Raw genomic sequence first — 19,739 nt, forward strand, 5'->3', positions numbered from 1 at the left:
TGGGATAAACCCAGCCACTACCGCCCCTGTGACTGATTCAAGATGGCAGATTTAACGTTGCAGATCTAAGCACGATGGATGCGTTTTTACACAGTCTCGGCCATAAGCAGACGCCCCAATCGCACCACTCATACGACCTGGAGAGAAATGTCATCTTGTCGGTTATGGACGAGTCGCTCAACGAAGAACTCCATATGCCCTCCGGGGGTAGTCAGCAGAGGCCAAGTATCGACCTTTAAAGCGATATCCTGAAATGCTTGGGCGCACTTGGAGCGCGGAAAGTGCTCGAAGACTGCTCGCTGCTTCTGCACCGCCCTACGCGCACATTCATCGTACGGAACCGCTCCCACATACTGCAGGGTTACGTCGAGGAAGTGATCGGTGATCTTGGTCAATTTAGCGAACAGGGCGCGACCTTCCTGCGGACTCTGCGCCATATTAACCAGCACCCGGAAACGGTCCATTGCGTAATCACGATTAAGCAGTTTGATCAGTGCGTAGGCATCGGTGATCGAGGTCGGTTCGTCGCAGACCACCAGCAAGACTTCGTGGGCCGCCCGGACGAGACTGACCACCGACGCGCCGATGCCCGCAGCTGTATCAATCACCAGAACATCGAGACTGTCACCGATTTCACTGAAGGCCTGGATCAGGCCTGCGTGCTGAGCCGAAGACAAATGCACCATGCTCTGGATGCCTGAAGCCGCGGGGACGATTCGTACCCCGCCCGGACCGTGCACGAGTACATCGGATAGCTCACAGCGACCTTCGAATAAGTCCGCAAGCGTGTACTGCCGGGAAAGCCCCAACAGGACATCGATATTCGCCAAGCCAAGATCGCCATCAAGCAACACGACTCGCTTTCCAAGTTTCGCCAGCGCCAATGAAAGATTCACAGCCACAGTCGTCTTGCCGACGCCACCCTTTCCGCCGGTTACGGCGATAACTTGTACAGAACGCACACCATCCATGTTATTGATTCCCTTCCATGTGCAACGCGTTCGATTAGTCGCTAACTATTCCCAGATACGTAATGTTAGCTGAAAAGTGCAGGTACTGGCCCCCTGGACTCGCTAATCCTGCAGCCCTGCCTGCAGCTGCGCGAATTGTACGAGCGCCTCGACCTGGCGCGTAGCGCGCGGCCATTCAGCCTGTGCCTTCATTGCAACCTGCCGCTGCACGAGATCAGCACGGAACTGGCTCGGCTGCAGGTGCCACCGCGCATTGGCATCCTCTATTCGCACTTCCTGCGCAGCGACGCCTGCCAACGGATTTACTGGGAGGGTTCGCATTGGCGCGGTATGTGTGCATTGCTGGCGCCTCTGCTGAACAGATAGCCGCGCGCAATGAAGTGGCTCGGCAGCTAAATAGCCGTCCTCGGAAAACACTAACCTACGAAACACTCGTGGAAAGATTTAGCCAATCTGTTGCATCGACCGGTTGAATCCACAGTCGATAGTAGCCCCTCACCACAGGCAGCAGTCGGCCAGAAGCAGACGTTCGACTTGGTACATTTTCAACCCGAAGTTGGTATTCGCCAGGGATCTTGAACAGGTCGCCAATCAGGACCTCGACAGCAAAGTCCTTCTGCGGAATCTTATAACTAACGCGTGAAAGGGGCCTGCGCGTAGACAGCACATACAACAATGCGAGCACGACCAAAAATATCAGGCCGTAGTAGCTGTGCTGATCCTTCTTGTAGATGTTGAAGGCATCAGCAAGGTCAACGCAGAGGTATAAGATGCCCACGACAGCGAAAAACTTCCCAATCGCTTCGCCGGAGAACAGTGCTTAGCGCCAATAAGCCCGCGTCCTAATCGACTCGAAAAAGTACCTCATAGTCCGAGCTGCCTATACACATCATCGGAGTAGTAGCGGCCCCCAGTCGTGCCCGCGCTGCGCAATCGGTCGAACTCATCGGGCCAGTGGTACATCGCGTGTTCGATGAAGTTGTGATTGAACGAGGTGTAGAGCACGAGTTGATCCCGGATTGTCGGGGGGCAACGGTCATCCATCTGTCGACTTCCATTCAAGTTCACGCCAATGAGAGGCAGATTAAGCCGCAACGCCACTTCAAGCTCCCACTTTACGAACTTTGTCAGATATCTAGTGTTCTCGCCGATTAGCACCACAAGAAGCTTGGAGTTTGCGAAGCGCTCCCGAAGCTGGCGCTTGATGCTTTCTTCCTGGCTAGAATCCCGCGCCGTGTTTAGGTCATGCGCGTTGTGGAAATTGAGCGAAAAGCCGTCATGCGCTGTCCACGCAGTCATAAGACGGTAGTAGTGCATGTCTTTGTCGCCGTCAAAGGCGATGTAGGTCTTGTTTCTGTATGCCACTGGACTTCCCCTTGCTTTATTTTAATGAATTTTAGGGCGTGTAGAGCGGTTGTGATTAGAGAAGAAGACGGAACCTGCCAGTAAGCTTATCTCAGGTCGGAGGAGTCACCCAGAACGAACGCCCTGTTCGGCGTCCTTGCTTGCAAACCTTGGCTTTACATCCCACTGCAAAGCCGCCGCCGAGAATCTATCTATCAGCGACTGCTATGGGTCGATTTCTGACTGTCGTCACCCTCAGTTATGTGGCTTGGGGCTGGCGACGTAACGGAAGTCCACGCCATATCCGGCGATTTGCCAGTAAGGCGGCCCCATGTAGTGGGATCGCATACGGGCAGAGGCTAAGCCGGATCGGCGCCGATACCCGTAACGAATCGAACAAAAGTCCCCGCGCGCTGGCCGCTGGACTAGGCTAAGTGGACCACTCAAGCTTAGGTAACGAAAGACCCTCGCCATGAGCCAGACCGAACAAACCTACCAGCAGCTGCAGGCGCGTATTGCCGAACTGGAAGCGGAGTATCAGACGCTGCAGGACAACTACGACGATGAGATCCTGTTGTGCGTGAGCGTACTGCGCGCCTTGGTTGATGATGACTATGACAACTGTGAATCACTGGTGAAGCGAGCTGATTGCTCTGATGAACGCAAGGTTGACGTGCTGCGGTTTATCGCAGACGTGCGCGACGGCTATTGCTGAGCAGTAAAATTTTGCGACGTGCTGCGGATGCCTTCGCGGGCAGTGTCTATGCTTTAATTTCACGAAAGGAATCGGATTGCCTAAAGACCTGAAGCCTCCACGCGCAATTACAAGGAGAAGTCATGCAGCTGCACGAAGCGTTTGAACTGAAAGAAATGTACGCCGTGGACCAGGCCAATCGCGCGATTCAAACCGCCGGTTGGCAGTTATTGGCTGTTATCCCGGGAGGCAATGGCGCGATCTATGTGCTGGGCAAGAGGAAGCTGAAGCAAGCCCCTGAACAAGACGAGGGCGTCTTTCAGACGCATGTACCCAGCTGAGTGCTGGTTGCTGAGCTGGCACCTTCCCATGACAGGAAGTGCAATGACACCAGTGGCCTGTAAAGCCGAGCACGCAAGCCTTAAGCAGCTTTCGTATAAATTGAATTACCAGCCAAATATGCGCCTGGCTAGAGTCTCTCAGAATTCGAAAACTCGCCTAACAGCCGATTTTCCAAGGCATCACCCTTGTAAACCGGGATCTCCAGAATTCGCCCACCGCCCCCTCGCCCCTTGACCGTCGTGCTAGAGTTTTTCATTTTTTTGCAAAACCTTGCACACAGTGCAATTGCCAATCCCCCCCACAGAGCCCCCAGCAGGCCTGGGCTCGATCACTGGTTGCGCCACCGCGACCCGTTGCACAAAAAACGGATACAAGGCCCGTCGGCGGGAGGGGGATAAGTGCTTTTTCCGAAGTTTTTCTATTCTGGAGGATTTTTTTGTTGATGTGATCACCTGGGCTATTGGTCCGCATCCACGGGATCTGACCGTCAGCTTTGGGTTGTGGATTGCTGCCTGTCGCGACCCATTGACTCCCCTCATAGCAGACGTTAGCAAGCCTCCCGCATCGTCAATGTCGCTCCAGATCCCGAGCCCTGATCTGGTTGATCAAGTGTTTTCCGATACTGTGCGCCTGGCCGATTGATGCCTATTGTGAAAGGGCCAATCGACGGTAGATTTAGCCAATCGGGAAGCTACGCCCGTGTGTCTATACTACGTCAGATCAAGTCGCTCTAACGCATAATCCTTACCTGCCAAGGTAAGTTCAAATGTGGTGCTGCCGAACGTACCCCGTGTCACATTTTGCTTCACAAGACGTTTAACTTGGAGTTGCTTTAGACCGGCTTCAACTTCTGACGTGCTGAGTGAGACAAGTTTGCAAACTGAGTTTAAGTTTGCAATTTTTCTGAAGCTCGCATGATAGGCTAAAGCTTCCATTAGTAGCGTTTGATCATCTGTCAACTGTGGAAATTGAGGGTTGTTCTTTTTGTAAATTTTTCGCTCTAAATCGTGTAACTCACCGTAAGCTCCATCAGTGATGCGGGCGTAGTAAATCGCAACAGACAGAGTGCTGATTAAAATCGCGATAATCATCAGCAGCGACCAATTCGGCATTGGCGTTTCAAGCCAAAGCCAATCCCAAAAACCTAGTAGCCAGCCCGTGGTATCTGCCGACAACGTCAGGTCGAAGTAAGTGTCGAGCAGCTTCATGGCAGCCCAAGCGACAAGGAAAATTCCAGCCGAGTAGGTCATAACCTTGAACGTGAACGGGGAATGCTTCCCTTGTGTTGCCATGTTACTCGTCTCAAGTGCAAAAACAGGTGTTATCAGCATAGCATTGGAAAAGTGGCCCTCTGTCAGCGGACCCGCAAGGTCAGCTATTGGCCGTTTTCTGCCCGTGGTGAGAGGCAGAAAACGGCCAAAAGCGGTCGATCAAAACATGAATGGCCGGGTCATAAACGACAAATCTCTAACGTTGCGCACAACCCTACAGGGATCCGATTCTCTAACCTGACTTGACCACCCAAACGATCCGCAATGGCCTGAACGATGGTCAGCCCCAATCCTGCGCCCTGGTCGTTTCCGCGACTGTAAAAACGCTCGAAAAGCCGCTCGCGATCCTCCTCGTTGATTCCCGGCCCCTCGTCTTCGACGGATAGTTCGTAGCGATTGTCTTTTTTGCTCAACCTTACAGTGATCACTCCATGCAGCGGGGAGAAATTCGCCGCATTGGTTACCAGGTTGTTCAAGGCAATATCAATGGCAGCGGGGTCTACTCTCACAGGGCTGATGTCGGCGGTGACATCGAAGACCAGTTCGAGATCCTTGCTCAACAACCAGGGAGTTAACTGACCCAGGCTGTCGCGAACGGTGGCTGCCAGATCAATCGGTGCAGGCGTTTGAGTTCCTGCTTGAGGTTCGATGCGGGCCATCGTGAGCAATTGGTTAACCAGCCGACTGGTACGGTCCACGCCGGCGATGAGGTGTTCAAGTGAGGCGCGACGATCATCTTCACTCCCCGCGTCCATAAGATTTTGGGCGTGCACCCTGAGCACGGCGAGTGGTGTGCGCATCTCGTGGGCGGCGTCAGCGATAAATCGTCGCTCACGCCCCATCACCTCCTGAATCTGTGCGAGCATTCGGTTGAGGGCTGCCTGCATGGGCTCAAGCTCAGTGGGTAGCGGTGTCAACTGCAAGGGATCGAGTGAGCCAGGATGCCTCGCCCGTAATGTCGCAGCCATATTGACCAGAGGCTTCAACCCCCAGCCGATAGCCAACCAGATCATTGCGGCCAGCATCAAACTTCCCAGAATATTGGGCCACAATGTATGGCGCACAATCCGGTCCACCAGGTCCGAACGGACGTCTTCTCGTTCCCCCACCCAGATGCGCAAACCGTTTTGCTTGTCTTCTAGCAGAAAGGCACGCCAGTGGCGATTGCTCAGGTCGACGACATCACTGAAGCCTGGCGTTCTTGGCGGTGTATTGAAGGACGGCGCGCTAGCCGTGTATACCAGCACTTCGTTCTTGGGGTTCCAGACTTGAAAGGCAATCTTTGTCTCGTAGGGATGGCCGTCGACCCTTGGCTCCGCTTCGCTCAGGGCCTGATTGAAGGCCCGATACAGATCAGCATGTTCTTTGCCGGACATGGGCATGCGCATGACGCCTTGTAGCAGGCGGGCGTTCTGGGCCAGTTGTGCGTCATAGACTTCGGCGATTTCGTGGTTGCTGTCGTGCAGATTGAGTAGGCTGATCACGGCCAGACCGGCCAGCATCAGGCCGATGATAAGCGTCAGGGTGCGCCGCCTGATCGAGGTCATCCACGCTCCTCCACCAGATAACCGACACCACGGATGGTGCGGATCAGGTCAGTGGAGAATTTCTTGCGCAAATGATGGATGTGTACTTCCAGAGTGTTGCTTTCGGCTTCCTCGCTCCAGCCGTACAGCAGTTGCATCAAATGATCGCGGGTCATCACCCGCCCGGGTGGCGAAAGCAGTTCGTGGAGCAGTTGGTATTCCTTGGGCGTCAGGGCCACTGGCTGGCCCTTATAGCTGACTTGCTGAGTGCCGGGATTCAAGCTGATACCCGCGTGCTCGATCAACGATTGTGCGCGCCCGGCACTTCTACGCAGGAGCGCACGTATGCGGGCTTTCAATTCCGCCAGGTCAAAAGGTTTGATCAGGTAATCATCGGCCCCGGCATCCAGCCCGGCAATGCGGTCTTCGGTGGCATCCCGCGCTGTAAGGATCAGCACCGGAAGATTGGAGCCACTGTCACGCAAACGCCGCAGTACTTCGAGACCGTCCATGCGTGGCAGGCCAAGGTCGAGCACCGCCAGATCAAAGGTTTCACTGAGCAGTGAATGCAAAGCGCTGCTGCCGTCCTGCAACCAGTCGACGGTGTAACCTTCGCGACCCAGGGCCTGATGTATGCCTTCGCCGAGGGCCACGTCATCCTCTATCAGTAATAAGCGCACACGGACTCCTGTCAACTGAGTTTCTTGTTCACGTCCACCAACAGTGCTTCGATCTCCTTACGACGACCGGCATCGGCGGTTTCGCGTCCGGGTCTAGGCGCCGCAAGCAGTGCTTTTTGTAGCGCAGCCTTGGCTTCAACGTAACGCTTTTGACGGTAGAGGTGATCGCCCCAGAAGTACAGGCTATCGATGCCACTGGGGTTCATACGCAGGGCGAGTTCGAGTAACTGCTCGGCCTTGTCCGAGTCGCCAAAACCGATGGGCCAACCCGGTACACGGTCATACAGCGCGCCGAGGCTAGTGTAGGCCGAGCCTTGCAGCGCCTTGGGGTCAATAGCCAGAGCTTTTTCCAGATCGGCCTTGGCCTCCTTGACCTTGCTCAGCGCCCCCAGTCCTCCCTGGGCACCGGCCCAACTGCTGGTGACGATGCCGGACCAAATCCACGCTTCAGCAACCGTTTGACGCTCTTGGGTGAAGCTTGAAGCTTGTGCAGCCAGCTTTTCAAATGCGGCGGTTCGCTGCCCCTCCGGCAATTCGTACTGAATATGCGCCCAGCTTTGCTGGATACCGTTCAGGCGCTGCTGATCGGCAGTGTCCAGCGCCCAGACACTCTGGCTCAAGGCTCCAAATAGCAGGCAAGCGATGATATTTTTCATGGTTTGAGATTCTCCTGGTCTGTTTTCTGGCTCAGGCGGCGGATCAGCGGCAATTGCTTGCGCAGGCCTCGGTCCACCAGATGTGGCAGCAGGCTATTGAGGCGTACGAAAAAACGTTCCGGCCATCCTAGGTACAAGTCGCGACGACCACCGGCAATGGCGTGAATAACAGCGGTCGCCACGGTTTGCGGATCGTCGACGTTGGCCTTGAGCGCATCGTTCAGCGCCTGGGCTGCCGGGCTATTCATGCTGGTGTGGGTGGCTCGCGGGGCGACGTAGAGCACGCTGACTCGCGTGTCTGCCAGCTCCCGGCGCAGGGCTTCGGAAAATCCGCGCAGGGCAAATTTGGTGGCGCAATAACTGGCGTATCCGGCGTAGCCAATGGAGCCATACGTCGAACCGACGTTTACCACCATGGCGCTGTCGGCCTGCTTGAGCAGCGGCAGCAGGATTTTGGTCAGGCAGATCGGCGCGCTGATGTTCACCGCCAGCATCGCGTTGATCTCGTTGTCATCCAGTTGTTCGAGCATGGCGAAATGATTAACGCCGGCGGCATTGATTAGCAGGTTAATGCGCCCCATGCTTTCGGCCTCTGCCAGCACCTCCCGGCGCTCGGCGAGGACGGTCAGATCGGCGCCCACCCAGCACACGTTTTTTGGGTAGCGCTTGAGCAAAGGCTCCAACGGTTCCCTATGTCGAGCCACTGCCAACACATGTGCACCACTGGCGCACAGGGCCGTGGCGATGGCCAGACCGATGCCACCGCTGGCACCGGTCAACACGACACGAGCTTCAGACAGGCGCATGCAGGTTCTCCCCGTCGCGCGGCAAGCCTCGGAACATGTCGGCGTACAGCGCGTAAACCACTTTTGAAGCATGAATGACGGCGGCTTGGTCATCCGGATCGTCCAGCGTGTTCATCAATCGCCGGTAGGTCTGCATGTGCTCAATATCCAAAGAGCCGTGGGAACTGAGGTAGCTGAAGGCGCTTTCCGGCAGGTCCAGGCGTTCGCGAATGCTGCTGGCGGCGTGGGTGGCCAGGGCGATGCTGGTGCCTTCGAGCACATTGACCATGCCGAACAGTCCCACCGGGTTGTCTCGGGCAATCAGGTCGTAAAGGAAACTGACCATCAATTCGACAGGCAAGGACGGGCGCCCGTCGCACACGGCGTCCCTATTGCCACCGCAAGCCTCGATGTCATTGAGTACCCATTTTTCATGACCGTATTCATCCTCGATGTATTCGCACACCGCTTCACGCAGCCATTCCAGGCGCAATGGCAGGCGCGCACCGCAGGCCATCATCAACGGCACGGTATGGCGCACGTGGTAATAGGCCTGCGTCAGAAATGCCCGGTAGCTTTCCAGACTGACGTTGCCCTCCAACGCATCCCGGATAATCGGCAGGTTGAACAACGTCATGCGTTCTTGTTGAGTGGCTTCTTGCAGCGTTTCGAAAAAACTCATGGTGCGGATTCCTCGGAAAATGCCGATTCGGTCAGTTGCGCCCGGTAGCGCTCGACGATGGCATCTCGGCGTGGTCGACCATTGGCTGTCAGCAAGCCATTGGTGGAGGTGAAGGGTTGGCTAAGACGAGTCCAGTGATGGACTTGGGCGTAATCGGGCAAAGCCTCGTTGGCCTGGGCCACGGCGGCAGCCAGTTGCTCATGAGTGCAGTCAGGGTGATGGGGCCAGAGCAGCGCATGGTTGCGTGGCATGGCTTCGCCGTAGACGAAGGCCTGGGCGATATGGCGGCGCTGGGTCAGTTCGGCCTCGACCCATTCGGGGTTCACGTTGCGCCCGAAACTGGTGACGAATTGATGCTTCTTGCGGCCCTTGATGTAAAGAAAACCTTCAGCGTCGAATTCACCGAGATCACCGCTGGGCCACCACTCAGTGGTGTTCGGCGCGTCCCCCAGATAACCCAGCAGGGTCGAACCCTTGATCAGCACTTCGCCGTCGTCGGCCAGGCAAATCTCCACATGGGACAGTGGCCGTCCAACACTGCCGAGGCGCCGTGCTTGCGGACGATTGAGGCACACCACCGACGCACACTCCGACAAACCGTAACCTTCGTAGATCGGAATGCCCACACGCTCAGCACGCCGCAGTAAATCTTCGGAAACCCGGGCACCACCCACGGCGGCAAAACGCAGGGGCCGAGGATCAAAGGCTTTCTGCTCGGCAGCGCTGACCAGCATTAGCAGCAACTGTGGCACTAGGATCAGACTTTGGGGGCATCGGCTGGCCAGGCATCCCAGCAGTTGCGGCGCACTCACACCACTGGCGCCTTGAATGCCCAGTGTTTTCTGGCTTGGCAGACTCAATGTGGCGCCAGCGTACAACGCCGCATAACAACCAATGTTTTCCAGCAAAATGGCCAGCGGCAGCAGGGCCAGATGGTGTTGCGGATCGGTGGTTTTGCTGGCTAGGTCCAGTTCGCGGGTGACCCGCAGAATACTGTCGGCATTCAAGCACACACCTTTTGGGGTACCTGTAGTGCCCGAGGTGAACGTCAGTTTGGCGGTGCGTTCAGGCAAGCGGCTCGGGTCGCTAAAAGCGCGGCACCAGAACTCGCCGCTCTTCTGGTAGCCGGCTGCTTGCAGTTCCTCTTGCAATGAAGGCTCGGCGATCACCCGTTCGGCTTGGCTTTGTTCCAGGCAATGTTTACGTTGCGCCGGGCTGAAAAAAGGCGGCAAGGCCACACAGGTCAGGCCTTCGCACAATATCGCAATGTCCCAGAGCATAGCTTCGACGCCATTGCCCAGCGCCAATGCGATCACTTTGACGTGTTCATCGCGCAAGCGCTGCTGGCGATAAACAACTTCGGCATACAGCGTGGCGTAGTCCAGCTTTTGCTGATCGTCCCATAACGCAGTGGTATTGGTTTTACGCTCGGCATGGTTGCGCAGGGTCTGTTTGAAACGCTCCATTTCAGGCGACATGGCAGGCCCCCTCCATGGACGTTGGCAAGCCCAAACGGCTAAACAGGCCAATGTTGCTTAGATGAATGAACCCGGCGCGTATGTTGCCAACGTGGACCCAAGGCTTGCTTTCGTAGTAACTGCCCCAGGCGTGGCGGTCCTCGCCCAGCCGCGCAGGGTCGGCGGCACACAGCGTCACAGGTTTCAAACCCAAGCGATGAAAACTGTTTACCAACCCCAGGTTTCCGGTAAAGGCCACCCACTCTAGACCGCCCATGGCCAGCAGGTAAGTCATCGCGATAATGCTCAGTCGTGCACTTCCTGTGCTGCTTGCCGCCAGATTACCCACCTCGACGATAACCGAACGGTCTATGGCCAAGTCCGCGGCGGCACTGATCAGCGGATCAATCGCTTCGTCCAGATAACCCTCAAGAAACAGCGGTCCGGCGCTTGCCAGACGTACACCCACCACCGCATACAGCACGCCGAGCGCATCGCTCATGCCAAACAACTCCGGCATGAAATGGCGAATGTCGGCACCGTGGGCCTTGCGAAAACGTTGCTGGATAAAGGTTTCGAAGGCGCACCGTTGCGGGTCGTCCGGCAGTGCTCTGACGAGATGCATCTGCGGTGTTTCGGCTTGGCCGAAATGCAGCGGCAACTGAACATTCCAGTTGAAATCGGACATTGAAAAACACCTCCCCGGAGCAATTGGGGAGAAGTATCAAACGCATTTCTTAACGAAGTCTGAAGGTGAGAAAAGTTTTGGCGAAGTGGTCTTCAGATTGCCTTAAGGCTTGGCGGGCAGTGTAACGGCCGTCGGCTCGATGACTGGGCCCAGGCTGTTCGAATAAGTCGGCAGCCTATTACCTGCATGAGGCCCACAATGACTCGCGATAAAACAATTCAGTGCTACGGAAAGCTGTCGATCACTTTGCACTGGCTAATGCTGGCGCTGTTCGTCGGCGTATACCTTTGCATCGAAATCAAGGGACTGTTGCCACGCGGCGATACTTTGAGAGGCTTGTTTCTCGGTTTACACGGGCTGTTCGGTCTTAGCATCTTTGCCCTGGTCTGGGTCCGTCTGCTTGGACGACTGACACCACGCCCGCACATCACGCCAACGTTGCCCGCCTGGCAGACCGGCACCTCTCACTTGATGCATCTGGCGCTGTATGTACTGATGATCGCCACGCCATTACTGGCCTGGCTGATGCTGGCAGCAGGAGGTAAACCGATGCCTTATTTCGGTTTTTTCCTGCCAGCGCCGGTGGCGGTCGATCCTGACTTGGCCAAGCAATTCAAGTATTGGCACGAACTGCTCGGCAGCGCCGGTTATTGGCTGATCGGTGTACATGCGGCGGCGGGGTTGTTCCATCATTACTACGTGGGCGACAACACCTTAACCCGTATGCTGCCAAGGCGTTGATAGCCCTTGCGTTGAGATACTGGCTGCGTGTGTCCGAGGGTTTTTCAGTGGGAATTGGTAGTCACTTAAGAATAAACGGTACGTCGTCAAAGCTTCAGAAAAAAGAGCTGCTCTCTCAGTGGTCCTCTAGACACTCTTGACCCAGACCAGGGGAAGCCTACTTCCACTCAAAATAAGGCGTTATCGCACAGAGGCGGATGACCGCTATGGGTCGGTTAGCGACCACCACCCATTGTGACTGATCCACCCTTGTCCTCCCTCAACGTGGAGGACAAGCCATGAACACTATTGCTACATACAGCCCTCAGCCTTGGAACAAGGGAAAGCTTGTCGGGCAGAAAGCCCCGCTCCGAGTCAGAGATATCTGGGCCATCCGCGTAAGACTTCAGCTTGCTGAGAAGACCCGTGATTTGGCGCTCTTCAACTTGGCCATCGATAGCAAGCTGAGTGCCTGTGACTTAACCAAGTTGCGAGTCCGAGACATTGCCCATGGGGAGCATGTGTCGTCACGGGCTATCGTGATGCAGCAGAAAACTCAGCATCCAGTGCAATTTGAAATCACTGAGCAAACCCGAACGGTTCTGGAGGCTTGGATGCATCAGGCGCGTCTTCACAGCGAGGACTTCTTGTTCCCGAGCCGGTTGCACGCCTCAGACCATCTTTCCACCAGGCAATACGCTCGAATAGTTAAAGCGTGGGTGACAGCCATCGGCCTTGACCCAACCATGTATGGTACCCACACGCTACGGAGAACTAAGGCCTCGTTGATCTATCGCAGGACGAAGAACCTGAGAGCCGTACAACTCCTGCTTGGTCATACGAAGCTTGAAAGCACTGTTAGATACATGGGCATCGAGGTCTATGATGCCTTGGAAATGGCGGAGCAGACGGAAGTCTGACCATTCACTGCGACGGTCGATGCTAGACCGTCGCTATCCGTCCCATAGCCGCCAATCAATTGTGTCTACAAAATCGGGGGGCATTCAAATCAGAGGGCAGTCTTGCGCTGAGTAATTTATGACTGGCGTATCCTCAAAATGGAATCTGTGATGGCTTGAGCATTAGTGTCCAGCGTTTCCATGGCCGACATCGCATTAGCGGCAACACTTCCTACCCCATTTTCTGAGAGCCACTTGGTTATTTCTTCTATAGCTGCACTTAAGGCGTGCTGGTTGTGGAGGAGCAATGTCAGAGCGTCCGCCGTGGCGATCTTGCAGTCTGAGTAATCTGGCATGGCGGTCGTCCTTGAGGAATGATGCCGGAAGCCTAGCTCATCTCGTCTTTGGCTGAGACTGGCCGACAGCTGCCCGCCATGATAGGCGGCAGATGGACAAATGCTGACGCTCGCCGGTATCTGCTCTGCTGGCCCTTTGTCACTTCAGGTCAGACCCAACGACGCTTTACTACAGAGTCCGGCCATCCTGATAGAATCGATCAGGTTATAGATAACACCCTTCTGAGAAATGGTATGAATACTGAATTGATGGAAGATGAGATGCGCCGGGCGCTATTCGGTGATTCTGAGCCTTCTGCGTATCCGTCCGGCCAAGTCATCTACTCACCCCCGCAAAGCCAAGACATGGTGTGCACTTAAATTTAAGTGGGCACCAGTTCTAGCCTTTTAAGCGGGTATTTCATGCAGCCACAACGCCGTTCCTACTCTAAGTCCTTCAAAGCCCAGGTCATTCAAGAGCGTGCCCAGCCCGGCGCTTCGATTGCCAGCATCGCGCTCAGCCATAGCCTCAACGCAAACCTCGTGCACAAATGGATTCGGGTGCAAGCGCAGAGAAGCCCGGCGCTGCAACCTGCATTCATTCCGTTACCCATGCAGCTGGCCGTAGCAAATTCGCACGCAGCATCATCGAACATCTGCGTTGAAATCCAGCACCCGCGCGGCACCGTCAAAATGAACTGGCCAACCGAGAGTGCTGCTGCCTGCGCGACCTTTCTTCGAGACCTGCTGCGATGATCCGCATCGACTCCATCTGGCTCGCCACCGAGCCGATGGACATGCGAGCTGGCACCGAGACTGCGTTGGCCAGAGTGATCTCGGTGTTCGGTGCGGCGAAGCCGCACTGTGCTTATCTGTTCGCCAACCGCCGCGCCACTCGTATGAAAGTTCTGGTGCATGACGGCTTCGGTATCTGGCTGGCTGCTCGCCGGTTGAACCAAGGTAAGTTCCACTGGCCAAGCATTCACCATGGCGCTGAAATAGAGTTGGATACCGAGCAACTCCAGGCCTTGGTGTTGGGCCTGCCATGGCAGCGCGCGGGCTCCGGCGGTATGATCACACTGCTTTAACTGCTGCCATTAGCCTATCGGTCTATCGCCGCGAATTACCTGGTTTGGCAAAATCGGCACCATGACTTCGCTCCCCAATCTCGATCACCTTACCCCTGAACAACTGCGCACTTTAGCGGCGCAGTTAATACAGCGTGTCGAGACACTCGACCAGCAAGTCGAGACGATGGGCAAGACGGTCGAGACCATGGGCAAGAAGATCCACCGCGACCAAACGGTTATCGAGAAGCTGACTCACGAGATTGCGCAGCTCAAGCGCTTGAAGTTTGCCAAGCGCAGCGAGCAGTTGAATCCGCAGCAGGCCAGCTTGCTCGATTACCTGATCGATACCGATATCGCGGCAATTGAAGCTGAGCTTCAAGCCTTGCAAGCAGCACCAGCGCAGGCCGAGAAAAAGCAAAAGCCCAAGCGCACGGCGTTGCCGCCAGAGTTTCCACGCACGTTGATCCATCACGAACCGGACAACACCCACTGCCAATGCGGCTGTGCACTCAAGCGCATCGGTGAGGACGTCAGCGAGAAGCTGGACTACACGCCCGGCGTATTTACCGTCGAGCGCCATGTCCGTGGCAAGTGGGTATGCGATGACTGCGAAACGCTGATACAGGCACCCGTTCCGGCACAGGTCATCGACAAGGGCATCCCGACCGCCGGACTACTTGCCCACGTCATGATCGCGAAGTTTGCTGACCATCTGCCTCTTTACCGTCAGGAAACGATTTTCGGTCGAGCGGGCTTGGCGATTCCACGTTCGACGTTGGCTCAATGGGTTGGTGTGACAGGTGTGCAGTTACAGCCTCTGGTCGATGCGCTGCGTGACGTAGTGCTAGGGCGCCAGGTCATCCACGCCGATGAAACACCCGTGCAGATGCTCGCTCCGGGCTCGAAGAAAACACACCGTTCCTATGTTTGGGCCTACGCCACCAGCCAGTTCTGCGAAACAGCGGCTGTCGTTTATGACTTCAGCTCTAGCCGAGCAGGTGAGCATGCTCGCAACTTCCTGCAAGACTGGAAGGGCAAGCTGGTCTGTGATGATTTTGGTGGTTATGTTGCGGCCTGAGTTATGTGATCCCGACCGAGCGAATAGGCAGTTTCTCTGTTGTCGATAGGCGATTGACGCAACATAAATTGCAGCGCCTTGGTAGACCTTCATCCCCTGGAGTGTCTGCCATGTTCGAGAATATCTATTCTTCAAACGCTGCCTGTAAACGCCATCGTGCGGGATCGCTGGCCGCTGAACGCGAGCGATATCTACAGCACTGTGCTGAGCAGGGCTGTACGCATGCCTCCCTTTACTTGAAGGCGTGCTGCTTGCTTTGGATCGCCGAGCGGGTGCAGCCAAGCGACCTCAATGCAATCAATTCGTCACGGCTGCGCCAGATCATTCACGAAGGGCCATTGCCGGCCAATTCTCCTGCAACTGCTACGACGTTGATAAACACCGCAAGACCTTGGTTTAAGTTCCTAGGCTGGTGGCAAGAGCCAACGGCGGAGCCAATTCCATTCGAGGAGAATCTTGAGCTTTTCGTCTCGTGGATGCGGGATGAACGCGGTTTGACACCATGTACCATCAGTCAATGGCGCAGTCGAGCGGCAACCTTTTTGCGCTGGAGCTTCAACACAGGCCGCCGATTTTCGACGCTTAGCCCCGAGGATATTGATGCCTACTTCATCACCTACGGTGCGCAACGGTGGTCGCGAATTTCGGCAGGGCACGTCGCAACAATGTTGCGGGTATTCCTGCGCTACGCGGCAACGCAGGGAACATGCAGCAGTACATTGGCCGACTCGATCCGCTCCCCGCGACATTACGCCCTGGAGTCACTTCCCTATGCGCTGAGCTGGGAGGATGTTCAGCGAGTACTCGCAACTACAAATTCAAGTTCTGAACTCGATGTGCGCGACCGAGCCATCCTGATGCTTCTCGCCATCTACGGTTTGCGCCGAGGAGAAGTTGCCGCACTCCGGTTGGATCAGATCGACTGGGCTGCTGGCCAATTGCGTATTTGGCGATTGAAGCGCCGTCAGCCGCAGGTTTACCCATTGGTCTCCACAGTGGCTGAGGCATTAGCGCAATACGTCGACACAGTGCGTCCGAAGGTACTGCACCCTGAGATATTCATCCGAACTCGGGCGCCGCGAATCCCCATCTCCGCTGCTGGGCTATACAACATCGTCAGCGGCAGATTGCGCCTGCTCAACATACAAGCTGCACATTTGGGGCCGCACGCGCTTCGACATGCATGCGCGGCCAGGCTGCTCGCCAATGGGCTGAGTCTCAAGGAGATTGGCGACCACCTTGGCCACCGCAGCACATCGGCGACAATGACGTACACCAAGGTGGATCTGGTCTCGTTACGTGAAGTCGGTGACTTCGACCTGGGAGACCTGCTATGAGAACCTTGGACGTAGTCAATGCCTACGTGGCTGTCCGTCGTGCCCAAGGCGTGGGCCTGAATAGCAGTGCCAGAGTGCTGCGTCAGTTTGCACGTGAGACTGGAAACCTACCGCTCCCCGAAGTTACTCCAGAGGCAGTAGCCGCATTTCTGCACGGGCACGGTGAGCTAAGCGCTACGTGGAAGACGAAGCGAGGATTACTTGTTAGCTTTTATCGCTTCGCAATCGCACGTGGCCACGCAACGATCTCGCCCCTGCCGGAACGACCACCACAGCTTCCACCGGCACAGACGCCCTATGTCTATGCCACCGCAGAAATACAGCACCTGTTAGATGCCACCGTCATACTGAGTACCTCGCTCAGTCGCCTTCAAGCTGCGACATACAGAACCCTCCTGCTGATCCTTTACGGTGCTGGGTTGCGCGTCGGCGAGGCGATCAGACTAAACCTCTGTGACGTCGACCTCGAGCAGCGAATCATCACCGTTCGTGACACAAAGTTTTATAAGACAAGGCTGGTGCCGATTGGGCCCAGGCTGGCATCGAAACTGCGAGTCTATCTACGACAACGTTGCGCGCTAGCACTTCCACTAGGCCAAGACTCTGCCCTGCTGTGCACTCGTACTGGCCATCGCCTGAACTACCAATACGTCATAACTCTGTTCCAACGCGTTCGTTTGGCGGCAGGCATTGCTCGCCCAACAGGCGAGCTACGGCCTCCGCGCCTCCATGATCTGCGGCATACAGCCGCCGTACATCGTGTACTGGGATGGTATCGCACCGGCAAGGATGTACAGCGGCTATTGCCGCAATTGGCAACGTATCTGGGGCACGTCGACATAAGGTCGACTCAGCGCTATTTGCACATGACTCCCGAACTGTTGCACGAAGCTAGTCGCCGATTTGCCATTTATTCAGGCCAGGAGATTGATCATGATTGACCGCAATCGCCTCGGGGCATGGGTACGTCGCTTCTTGTTGGAGTATCTGGTCGCCGAGCGCAACCTTTCCCACAACACTCAGATCAGTTACCGCGACACGCTGACCCTCCTGCTTCCATTTGTCAGTCGAAAAGCCTCGGTGGCAATCGACCATTTGTCGGTGCTCGACATATCGCCCGCCATCGTGCGCGCATTCCTTGAACACGTCGAACACGAGCGCGGTTGTGGCATTGTCACGCGCAACCAGCGGCTCTGCGCGATTCATTCATTAGGGCGTTTCATCGCTATGCGATCGCCAGAGCATTTGGCGTGGTGCTCAGAGATCCGTTCTATCCCGTTCAAAAAAACTACCCAGGCAGTCATCCACTATCTCGACAAGCCAGAAGTGGAGGCTCTGCTCCGGGCACCTAATCGAGCTACGAGCCAGGGTGCACGGGACTATGCGATTTTGCTTTTTCTATACAACACTGGCGCCCGCGCTGACGAAGCTGCCTGCCTCAGCGTTGGTAATTTGCAACTTGGGACTTCACCCTCCGTGCGCATTCTGGGTAAGGGAAACAAATGGCGCGTATGCCCCCTGTGGGCAGTAACAGCTACAGCGCTGCGGCCACTCATCGTCGAACGCAGAACAGAGGATCGCGTATTCATAGGTCGTACCGGGAATCCCATGACTCGATTCGGCATGTATCGCGTTGTGTCGGTGTATGGACGAGCAGCCGGCAAGCGGGTTGATTCCATGCAAGATAGGCGCATCAGCCCGCACACTATTCGACACACGACCGCCGTTCACCTGTTAAGAGCCGGGGTCGATATCAATACAATTCGGGCCTGGCTCGGGCATGTCTCCTTGGACACAACCCACATCTACGCGGAAGTCGATCTCGAAATGAAGGCCAAGGCGCTTGCATGTTTGGACGTGACAAATGTGCCTAAGGCTGTGCGCCTGCGACCGAATTCAGCATCTCTCATGGCGTTCATGCGGGGGTTGTAGCATGAATTTATGTGCCACTTTTTGCGCCGGACTCCCGATTGGGAGGCGGCGCCCCTTACCCCCGCAACATAACTCAGGCCGCAACATAACCACCATTATGAGTTGCAAAACATAATGCTGGTTACAAGGCCAGCTTTGAACTCGGCGTGACCGAGGTCGGCTGCATGGCCCATGCGCGGCGCAAGTTCTTCGAACTGCACGTCACCAACAAAAGCCAGCTCGCCGAGCAAGCCCTGCGCTACATTCAATTGCTGTACGAAATCGAGAGTGAAGTCCGCGACCTGGAGCCGGATTTACGGCGCCGAATACGGCAAGAAAAAGCCGTACCAGTGATGAATATGCTGCATGCCTGGATGGTCGCCCAGCGCGACCTCGTGCCCGAGGGTTCGGCTATCAGCAAAGCACTCGATTACAGCCTGAAACGCTGGTCAGCGCTGTCGCGCTACCTAGATGACGGGGCCGTCCCCATTGACAACAATTGGGCCGAGAACCAGATCCGACCATGGGCGTTAGGGCGTAAGAACTGGCTCTTCGCAGGATCACTGCGCAGCGGAAAACGCGCGGCGGCGATCATGAGTTTGATCCAATCGGCGCGCATGAATGGGCATGATCCGTATGCGTATCTGAAGGATGTACTGACTCGGCTGCCGACACAGCGGGCGAGTGAGATAGGCCAATTGCTGCCGCATCAGTGGGTAACTGCATAACTTAAGCAGGGAGACTTCGGCAGACGCTTACCCTGATTCTACTCATGCGCCGTTTCAAAAAAATCAGGCCATAAGCCAACCGAAGATCGATTAGCTTCATGGCATTACGCATATACGACGAATCCGTCATGCAGGGCGATCGGGATATTTCGTCTGATTATCGGGTAGACCATCGTGCTCCTCTTGGCTATTGCGAGCGCTGGTGTGCTGATGGCCACAGCAATTGTCATGTTCACCACTTTCACCGTGTTCATGTCCGCCATGCCCATGCCCATGCCCACGGTGCATGAAAAAGTGCATTAGTGGACAGGCCAGTAGTAGCAGGAATGGCAGATATGGAAGGACGTGAGCCCTGTGCTCGGTGAACAGGAAATAACCGGCGATGGCTAGGAAGCCTAAAAAGTACCAGTTGGTGCCCCTTGCGCGGTGCTGGGGCAAGTTATGTTGATTCATGATGGCACTCCTTGGAGGGAACGGGAGGGAGGGTCATGACGCAAGGCCACTTCCAATTTTACTGAAGCGCTATCGTAGGTGTGAGCATAGCGAGCCAGAGCATCGGTTTACG

21 protein-coding genes and 3 pseudogenes are annotated in these 19,739 nt (G+C 55.9%); 12 read left to right on the forward strand and 12 right to left on the reverse strand.

Going from position 1 to position 19,739, the window contains the following annotated elements:
• Window positions 1–128: 128 nt before the first annotated feature.
• Complete coding sequence (locus CKW16_RS11055) at window positions 129–971, reverse strand: MinD/ParA family protein (protein ID WP_095128445.1); 843 nt, start codon at window positions 969–971, stop codon at window positions 129–131.
• Window positions 972–1,079: 108 nt separating this feature from the next.
• On the opposite strand from CKW16_RS11055, the pseudogene CKW16_RS11060 reads away from it, so the two are divergent.
• Window positions 1,080–1,337: pseudogene (locus CKW16_RS11060) on the forward strand (Mut7-C RNAse domain-containing protein); the annotation flags it as partial.
• Between the two features lie 498 nt (window positions 1,338–1,835).
• On the opposite strand, the gene CKW16_RS11070 reads toward CKW16_RS11060, so the two are convergent.
• Entirely contained in the window at window positions 1,836–2,336 is a 501-nt protein-coding gene (locus CKW16_RS11070) for a TIR domain-containing protein (protein WP_046031579.1), read from the reverse strand.
• A gap of 451 nt (window positions 2,337–2,787) precedes the next feature.
• Here CKW16_RS11070 and CKW16_RS11075 point away from each other — a divergent pair, with 451 nt between their 5' ends.
• Together CKW16_RS11075 and CKW16_RS11080 are read left to right on the forward strand one after the other, a co-directional pair.
• Window positions 2,788–3,030, forward strand: a complete 243-nt coding sequence (locus CKW16_RS11075) for a hypothetical protein (RefSeq protein ID WP_046031580.1) — start codon at window positions 2,788–2,790, stop codon at window positions 3,028–3,030.
• A 122-nt stretch (window positions 3,031–3,152) separates the two neighbouring features.
• Entirely contained in the window at window positions 3,153–3,350 is a 198-nt protein-coding gene (locus CKW16_RS11080; protein WP_095128447.1) for a hypothetical protein, read from the forward strand.
• 711 nt (window positions 3,351–4,061) lie between these two features.
• Here CKW16_RS11080 and CKW16_RS11085 read toward each other — a convergent pair.
• From CKW16_RS11085 to CKW16_RS11120, 8 genes are all read right to left on the reverse strand, one after another.
• On the reverse strand, window positions 4,062–4,643 hold the full coding sequence (locus tag CKW16_RS11085; RefSeq protein ID WP_095128448.1) for a hypothetical protein: 582 nt from the start codon (window positions 4,641–4,643) through the stop codon (window positions 4,062–4,064).
• A gap of 158 nt (window positions 4,644–4,801) precedes the next feature.
• A complete protein-coding gene (locus CKW16_RS11090) occupies window positions 4,802–6,169 on the reverse strand; it encodes an ATP-binding protein (RefSeq protein WP_095128449.1) in 1,368 nt (455 codons plus the stop codon).
• Entirely contained in the window at window positions 6,166–6,828 is a 663-nt protein-coding gene (locus CKW16_RS11095) for a response regulator (protein ID WP_095128450.1), read from the reverse strand. Before CKW16_RS11095 ends, CKW16_RS11090 begins: the two co-directional genes overlap by 4 nt.
• A gap of 11 nt (window positions 6,829–6,839) precedes the next feature.
• On the reverse strand, window positions 6,840–7,484 hold the full coding sequence (locus tag CKW16_RS11100) for a tetratricopeptide repeat protein (protein WP_095128451.1): 645 nt from the start codon (window positions 7,482–7,484) through the stop codon (window positions 6,840–6,842).
• Window positions 7,481–8,290, reverse strand: a complete 810-nt coding sequence (locus CKW16_RS11105) for an SDR family oxidoreductase (RefSeq protein WP_095128452.1) — start codon at window positions 8,288–8,290, stop codon at window positions 7,481–7,483. The genes CKW16_RS11100 and CKW16_RS11105 overlap by 4 nt, the downstream gene beginning before the upstream one ends.
• On the reverse strand, window positions 8,277–8,951 hold the full coding sequence (locus tag CKW16_RS11110; RefSeq protein ID WP_095128453.1) for a TenA family transcriptional regulator: 675 nt from the start codon (window positions 8,949–8,951) through the stop codon (window positions 8,277–8,279). The genes CKW16_RS11105 and CKW16_RS11110 overlap by 14 nt, the downstream gene beginning before the upstream one ends.
• Window positions 8,948–10,429: an AMP-binding protein gene (locus tag CKW16_RS11115; RefSeq protein WP_095128454.1), complete on the reverse strand. Its 1,482-nt coding sequence runs from the start codon at window positions 10,427–10,429 to the stop codon at window positions 8,948–8,950. Before CKW16_RS11115 ends, CKW16_RS11110 begins: the two co-directional genes overlap by 4 nt.
• Complete coding sequence (locus tag CKW16_RS11120) at window positions 10,419–11,096, reverse strand: thermostable hemolysin (protein WP_095128455.1); 678 nt, start codon at window positions 11,094–11,096, stop codon at window positions 10,419–10,421. Before CKW16_RS11120 ends, CKW16_RS11115 begins: the two co-directional genes overlap by 11 nt.
• A 198-nt stretch (window positions 11,097–11,294) precedes the next feature.
• Between CKW16_RS11120 and CKW16_RS11125 the strand changes: the two genes are divergently transcribed.
• Window positions 11,295–11,837 carry a cytochrome b gene (locus CKW16_RS11125; RefSeq protein WP_095128456.1) on the forward strand — a complete coding sequence of 181 codons (543 nt, stop codon included), beginning with the start codon at window positions 11,295–11,297 and terminating at the stop codon, window positions 11,835–11,837.
• Window positions 11,838–12,115: 278 nt separating this feature from the next.
• Window positions 12,116–12,736: a tyrosine-type recombinase/integrase gene (locus tag CKW16_RS11130; RefSeq protein WP_095128457.1), complete on the forward strand. Its 621-nt coding sequence runs from the start codon at window positions 12,116–12,118 to the stop codon at window positions 12,734–12,736.
• Between the two features lie 116 nt (window positions 12,737–12,852).
• Here the strand turns inward: CKW16_RS11130 and CKW16_RS11135 are convergent, their stop codons facing one another.
• On the reverse strand, window positions 12,853–13,071 hold the full coding sequence (locus tag CKW16_RS11135) for a hypothetical protein (protein WP_095128458.1): 219 nt from the start codon (window positions 13,069–13,071) through the stop codon (window positions 12,853–12,855).
• Between the two features lie 402 nt (window positions 13,072–13,473).
• Here CKW16_RS11135 and CKW16_RS11145 point away from each other — a divergent pair, with 402 nt between their 5' ends.
• From CKW16_RS11145 to CKW16_RS11175, 7 genes and pseudogenes are all read left to right on the forward strand, one after another.
• Entirely contained in the window at window positions 13,474–13,806 is a 333-nt protein-coding gene (locus CKW16_RS11145) for a transposase (protein WP_256580472.1), read from the forward strand.
• Complete coding sequence (tnpB, locus tag CKW16_RS32525; protein WP_095128460.1) at window positions 13,803–14,138, forward strand: IS66 family insertion sequence element accessory protein TnpB; 336 nt, start codon at window positions 13,803–13,805, stop codon at window positions 14,136–14,138. Before CKW16_RS11145 ends, tnpB begins: the two co-directional genes overlap by 4 nt.
• Before the next feature lie 61 nt (window positions 14,139–14,199).
• Window positions 14,200–15,195, forward strand: a pseudogene (locus CKW16_RS11155) (IS66 family transposase); the annotation flags it as partial.
• Between the two features lie 113 nt (window positions 15,196–15,308).
• On the forward strand, window positions 15,309–16,535 hold the full coding sequence (locus CKW16_RS11160) for a tyrosine-type recombinase/integrase (protein ID WP_095128461.1): 1,227 nt from the start codon (window positions 15,309–15,311) through the stop codon (window positions 16,533–16,535).
• Window positions 16,532–17,476, forward strand: coding sequence for a tyrosine-type recombinase/integrase (locus CKW16_RS11165; protein WP_095128462.1), 945 nt, complete (start codon window positions 16,532–16,534; stop codon window positions 17,474–17,476). Before CKW16_RS11160 ends, CKW16_RS11165 begins: the two co-directional genes overlap by 4 nt.
• The gene (locus CKW16_RS11170) at window positions 17,469–18,467 is read left to right on the forward strand and encodes a tyrosine-type recombinase/integrase (protein ID WP_095128463.1); all 999 of its coding nucleotides are present in this window, start codon (window positions 17,469–17,471) and stop codon (window positions 18,465–18,467) included. Before CKW16_RS11165 ends, CKW16_RS11170 begins: the two co-directional genes overlap by 8 nt.
• A gap of 116 nt (window positions 18,468–18,583) precedes the next feature.
• Window positions 18,584–19,174: pseudogene (locus tag CKW16_RS11175) on the forward strand (IS66 family transposase); the annotation flags it as partial.
• Window positions 19,175–19,300: 126 nt separating this feature from the next.
• Here CKW16_RS11175 and CKW16_RS11180 read toward each other — a convergent pair.
• On the reverse strand, window positions 19,301–19,630 hold the full coding sequence (locus tag CKW16_RS11180) for a DUF2933 domain-containing protein (protein WP_371918018.1): 330 nt from the start codon (window positions 19,628–19,630) through the stop codon (window positions 19,301–19,303).
• Window positions 19,631–19,739 lie beyond the last annotated feature (109 nt).

It is taken from the genome of Pseudomonas sp. Irchel s3h14, from assembly GCF_900187425.1.
Taxonomy (GTDB): domain Bacteria; phylum Pseudomonadota; class Gammaproteobacteria; order Pseudomonadales; family Pseudomonadaceae; genus Aquipseudomonas.

What these genes read in the sequence shown, in the direction of transcription:
- CKW16_RS11055 (WP_095128445.1), bottom strand. Translation starts at nt 971, where the DNA reads ATGGATGGTGTGCGTTCTGTACAAGTTATCGCCGTAACCGGCGGAAAG.
- CKW16_RS11075 (WP_046031580.1), top strand. Translation starts at nt 2,788, where the DNA reads ATGAGCCAGACCGAACAAACCTACCAGCAGCTGCAGGCGCGTATTGCC.
- CKW16_RS11080 (WP_095128447.1), top strand. Translation starts at nt 3,153, where the DNA reads ATGCAGCTGCACGAAGCGTTTGAACTGAAAGAAATGTACGCCGTGGAC.
- CKW16_RS11085 (WP_095128448.1), bottom strand. Translation starts at nt 4,643, where the DNA reads ATGGCAACACAAGGGAAGCATTCCCCGTTCACGTTCAAGGTTATGACC.
- CKW16_RS11090 (WP_095128449.1), bottom strand. Translation starts at nt 6,169, where the DNA reads ATGACCTCGATCAGGCGGCGCACCCTGACGCTTATCATCGGCCTGATG.
- CKW16_RS11100 (WP_095128451.1), bottom strand. Translation starts at nt 7,484, where the DNA reads ATGAAAAATATCATCGCTTGCCTGCTATTTGGAGCCTTGAGCCAGAGT.
- CKW16_RS11105 (WP_095128452.1), bottom strand. Translation starts at nt 8,290, where the DNA reads ATGCGCCTGTCTGAAGCTCGTGTCGTGTTGACCGGTGCCAGCGGTGGC.
- CKW16_RS11110 (WP_095128453.1), bottom strand. Translation starts at nt 8,951, where the DNA reads ATGAGTTTTTTCGAAACGCTGCAAGAAGCCACTCAACAAGAACGCATG.
- CKW16_RS11115 (WP_095128454.1), bottom strand. Translation starts at nt 10,429, where the DNA reads ATGTCGCCTGAAATGGAGCGTTTCAAACAGACCCTGCGCAACCATGCC.
- CKW16_RS11120 (WP_095128455.1), bottom strand. Translation starts at nt 11,096, where the DNA reads ATGTCCGATTTCAACTGGAATGTTCAGTTGCCGCTGCATTTCGGCCAA.
- CKW16_RS11125 (WP_095128456.1), top strand. Translation starts at nt 11,295, where the DNA reads ATGACTCGCGATAAAACAATTCAGTGCTACGGAAAGCTGTCGATCACT.
- CKW16_RS11130 (WP_095128457.1), top strand. Translation starts at nt 12,116, where the DNA reads ATGAACACTATTGCTACATACAGCCCTCAGCCTTGGAACAAGGGAAAG.
- CKW16_RS11135 (WP_095128458.1), bottom strand. Translation starts at nt 13,071, where the DNA reads ATGCCAGATTACTCAGACTGCAAGATCGCCACGGCGGACGCTCTGACA.
- CKW16_RS11145 (WP_256580472.1), top strand. Translation starts at nt 13,474, where the DNA reads ATGCAGCCACAACGCCGTTCCTACTCTAAGTCCTTCAAAGCCCAGGTC.
- tnpB (WP_095128460.1), top strand. Translation starts at nt 13,803, where the DNA reads ATGATCCGCATCGACTCCATCTGGCTCGCCACCGAGCCGATGGACATG.
- CKW16_RS11160 (WP_095128461.1), top strand. Translation starts at nt 15,309, where the DNA reads ATGTTCGAGAATATCTATTCTTCAAACGCTGCCTGTAAACGCCATCGT.
- CKW16_RS11165 (WP_095128462.1), top strand. Translation starts at nt 16,532, where the DNA reads ATGAGAACCTTGGACGTAGTCAATGCCTACGTGGCTGTCCGTCGTGCC.
- CKW16_RS11170 (WP_095128463.1), top strand. Translation starts at nt 17,469, where the DNA reads ATGATTGACCGCAATCGCCTCGGGGCATGGGTACGTCGCTTCTTGTTG.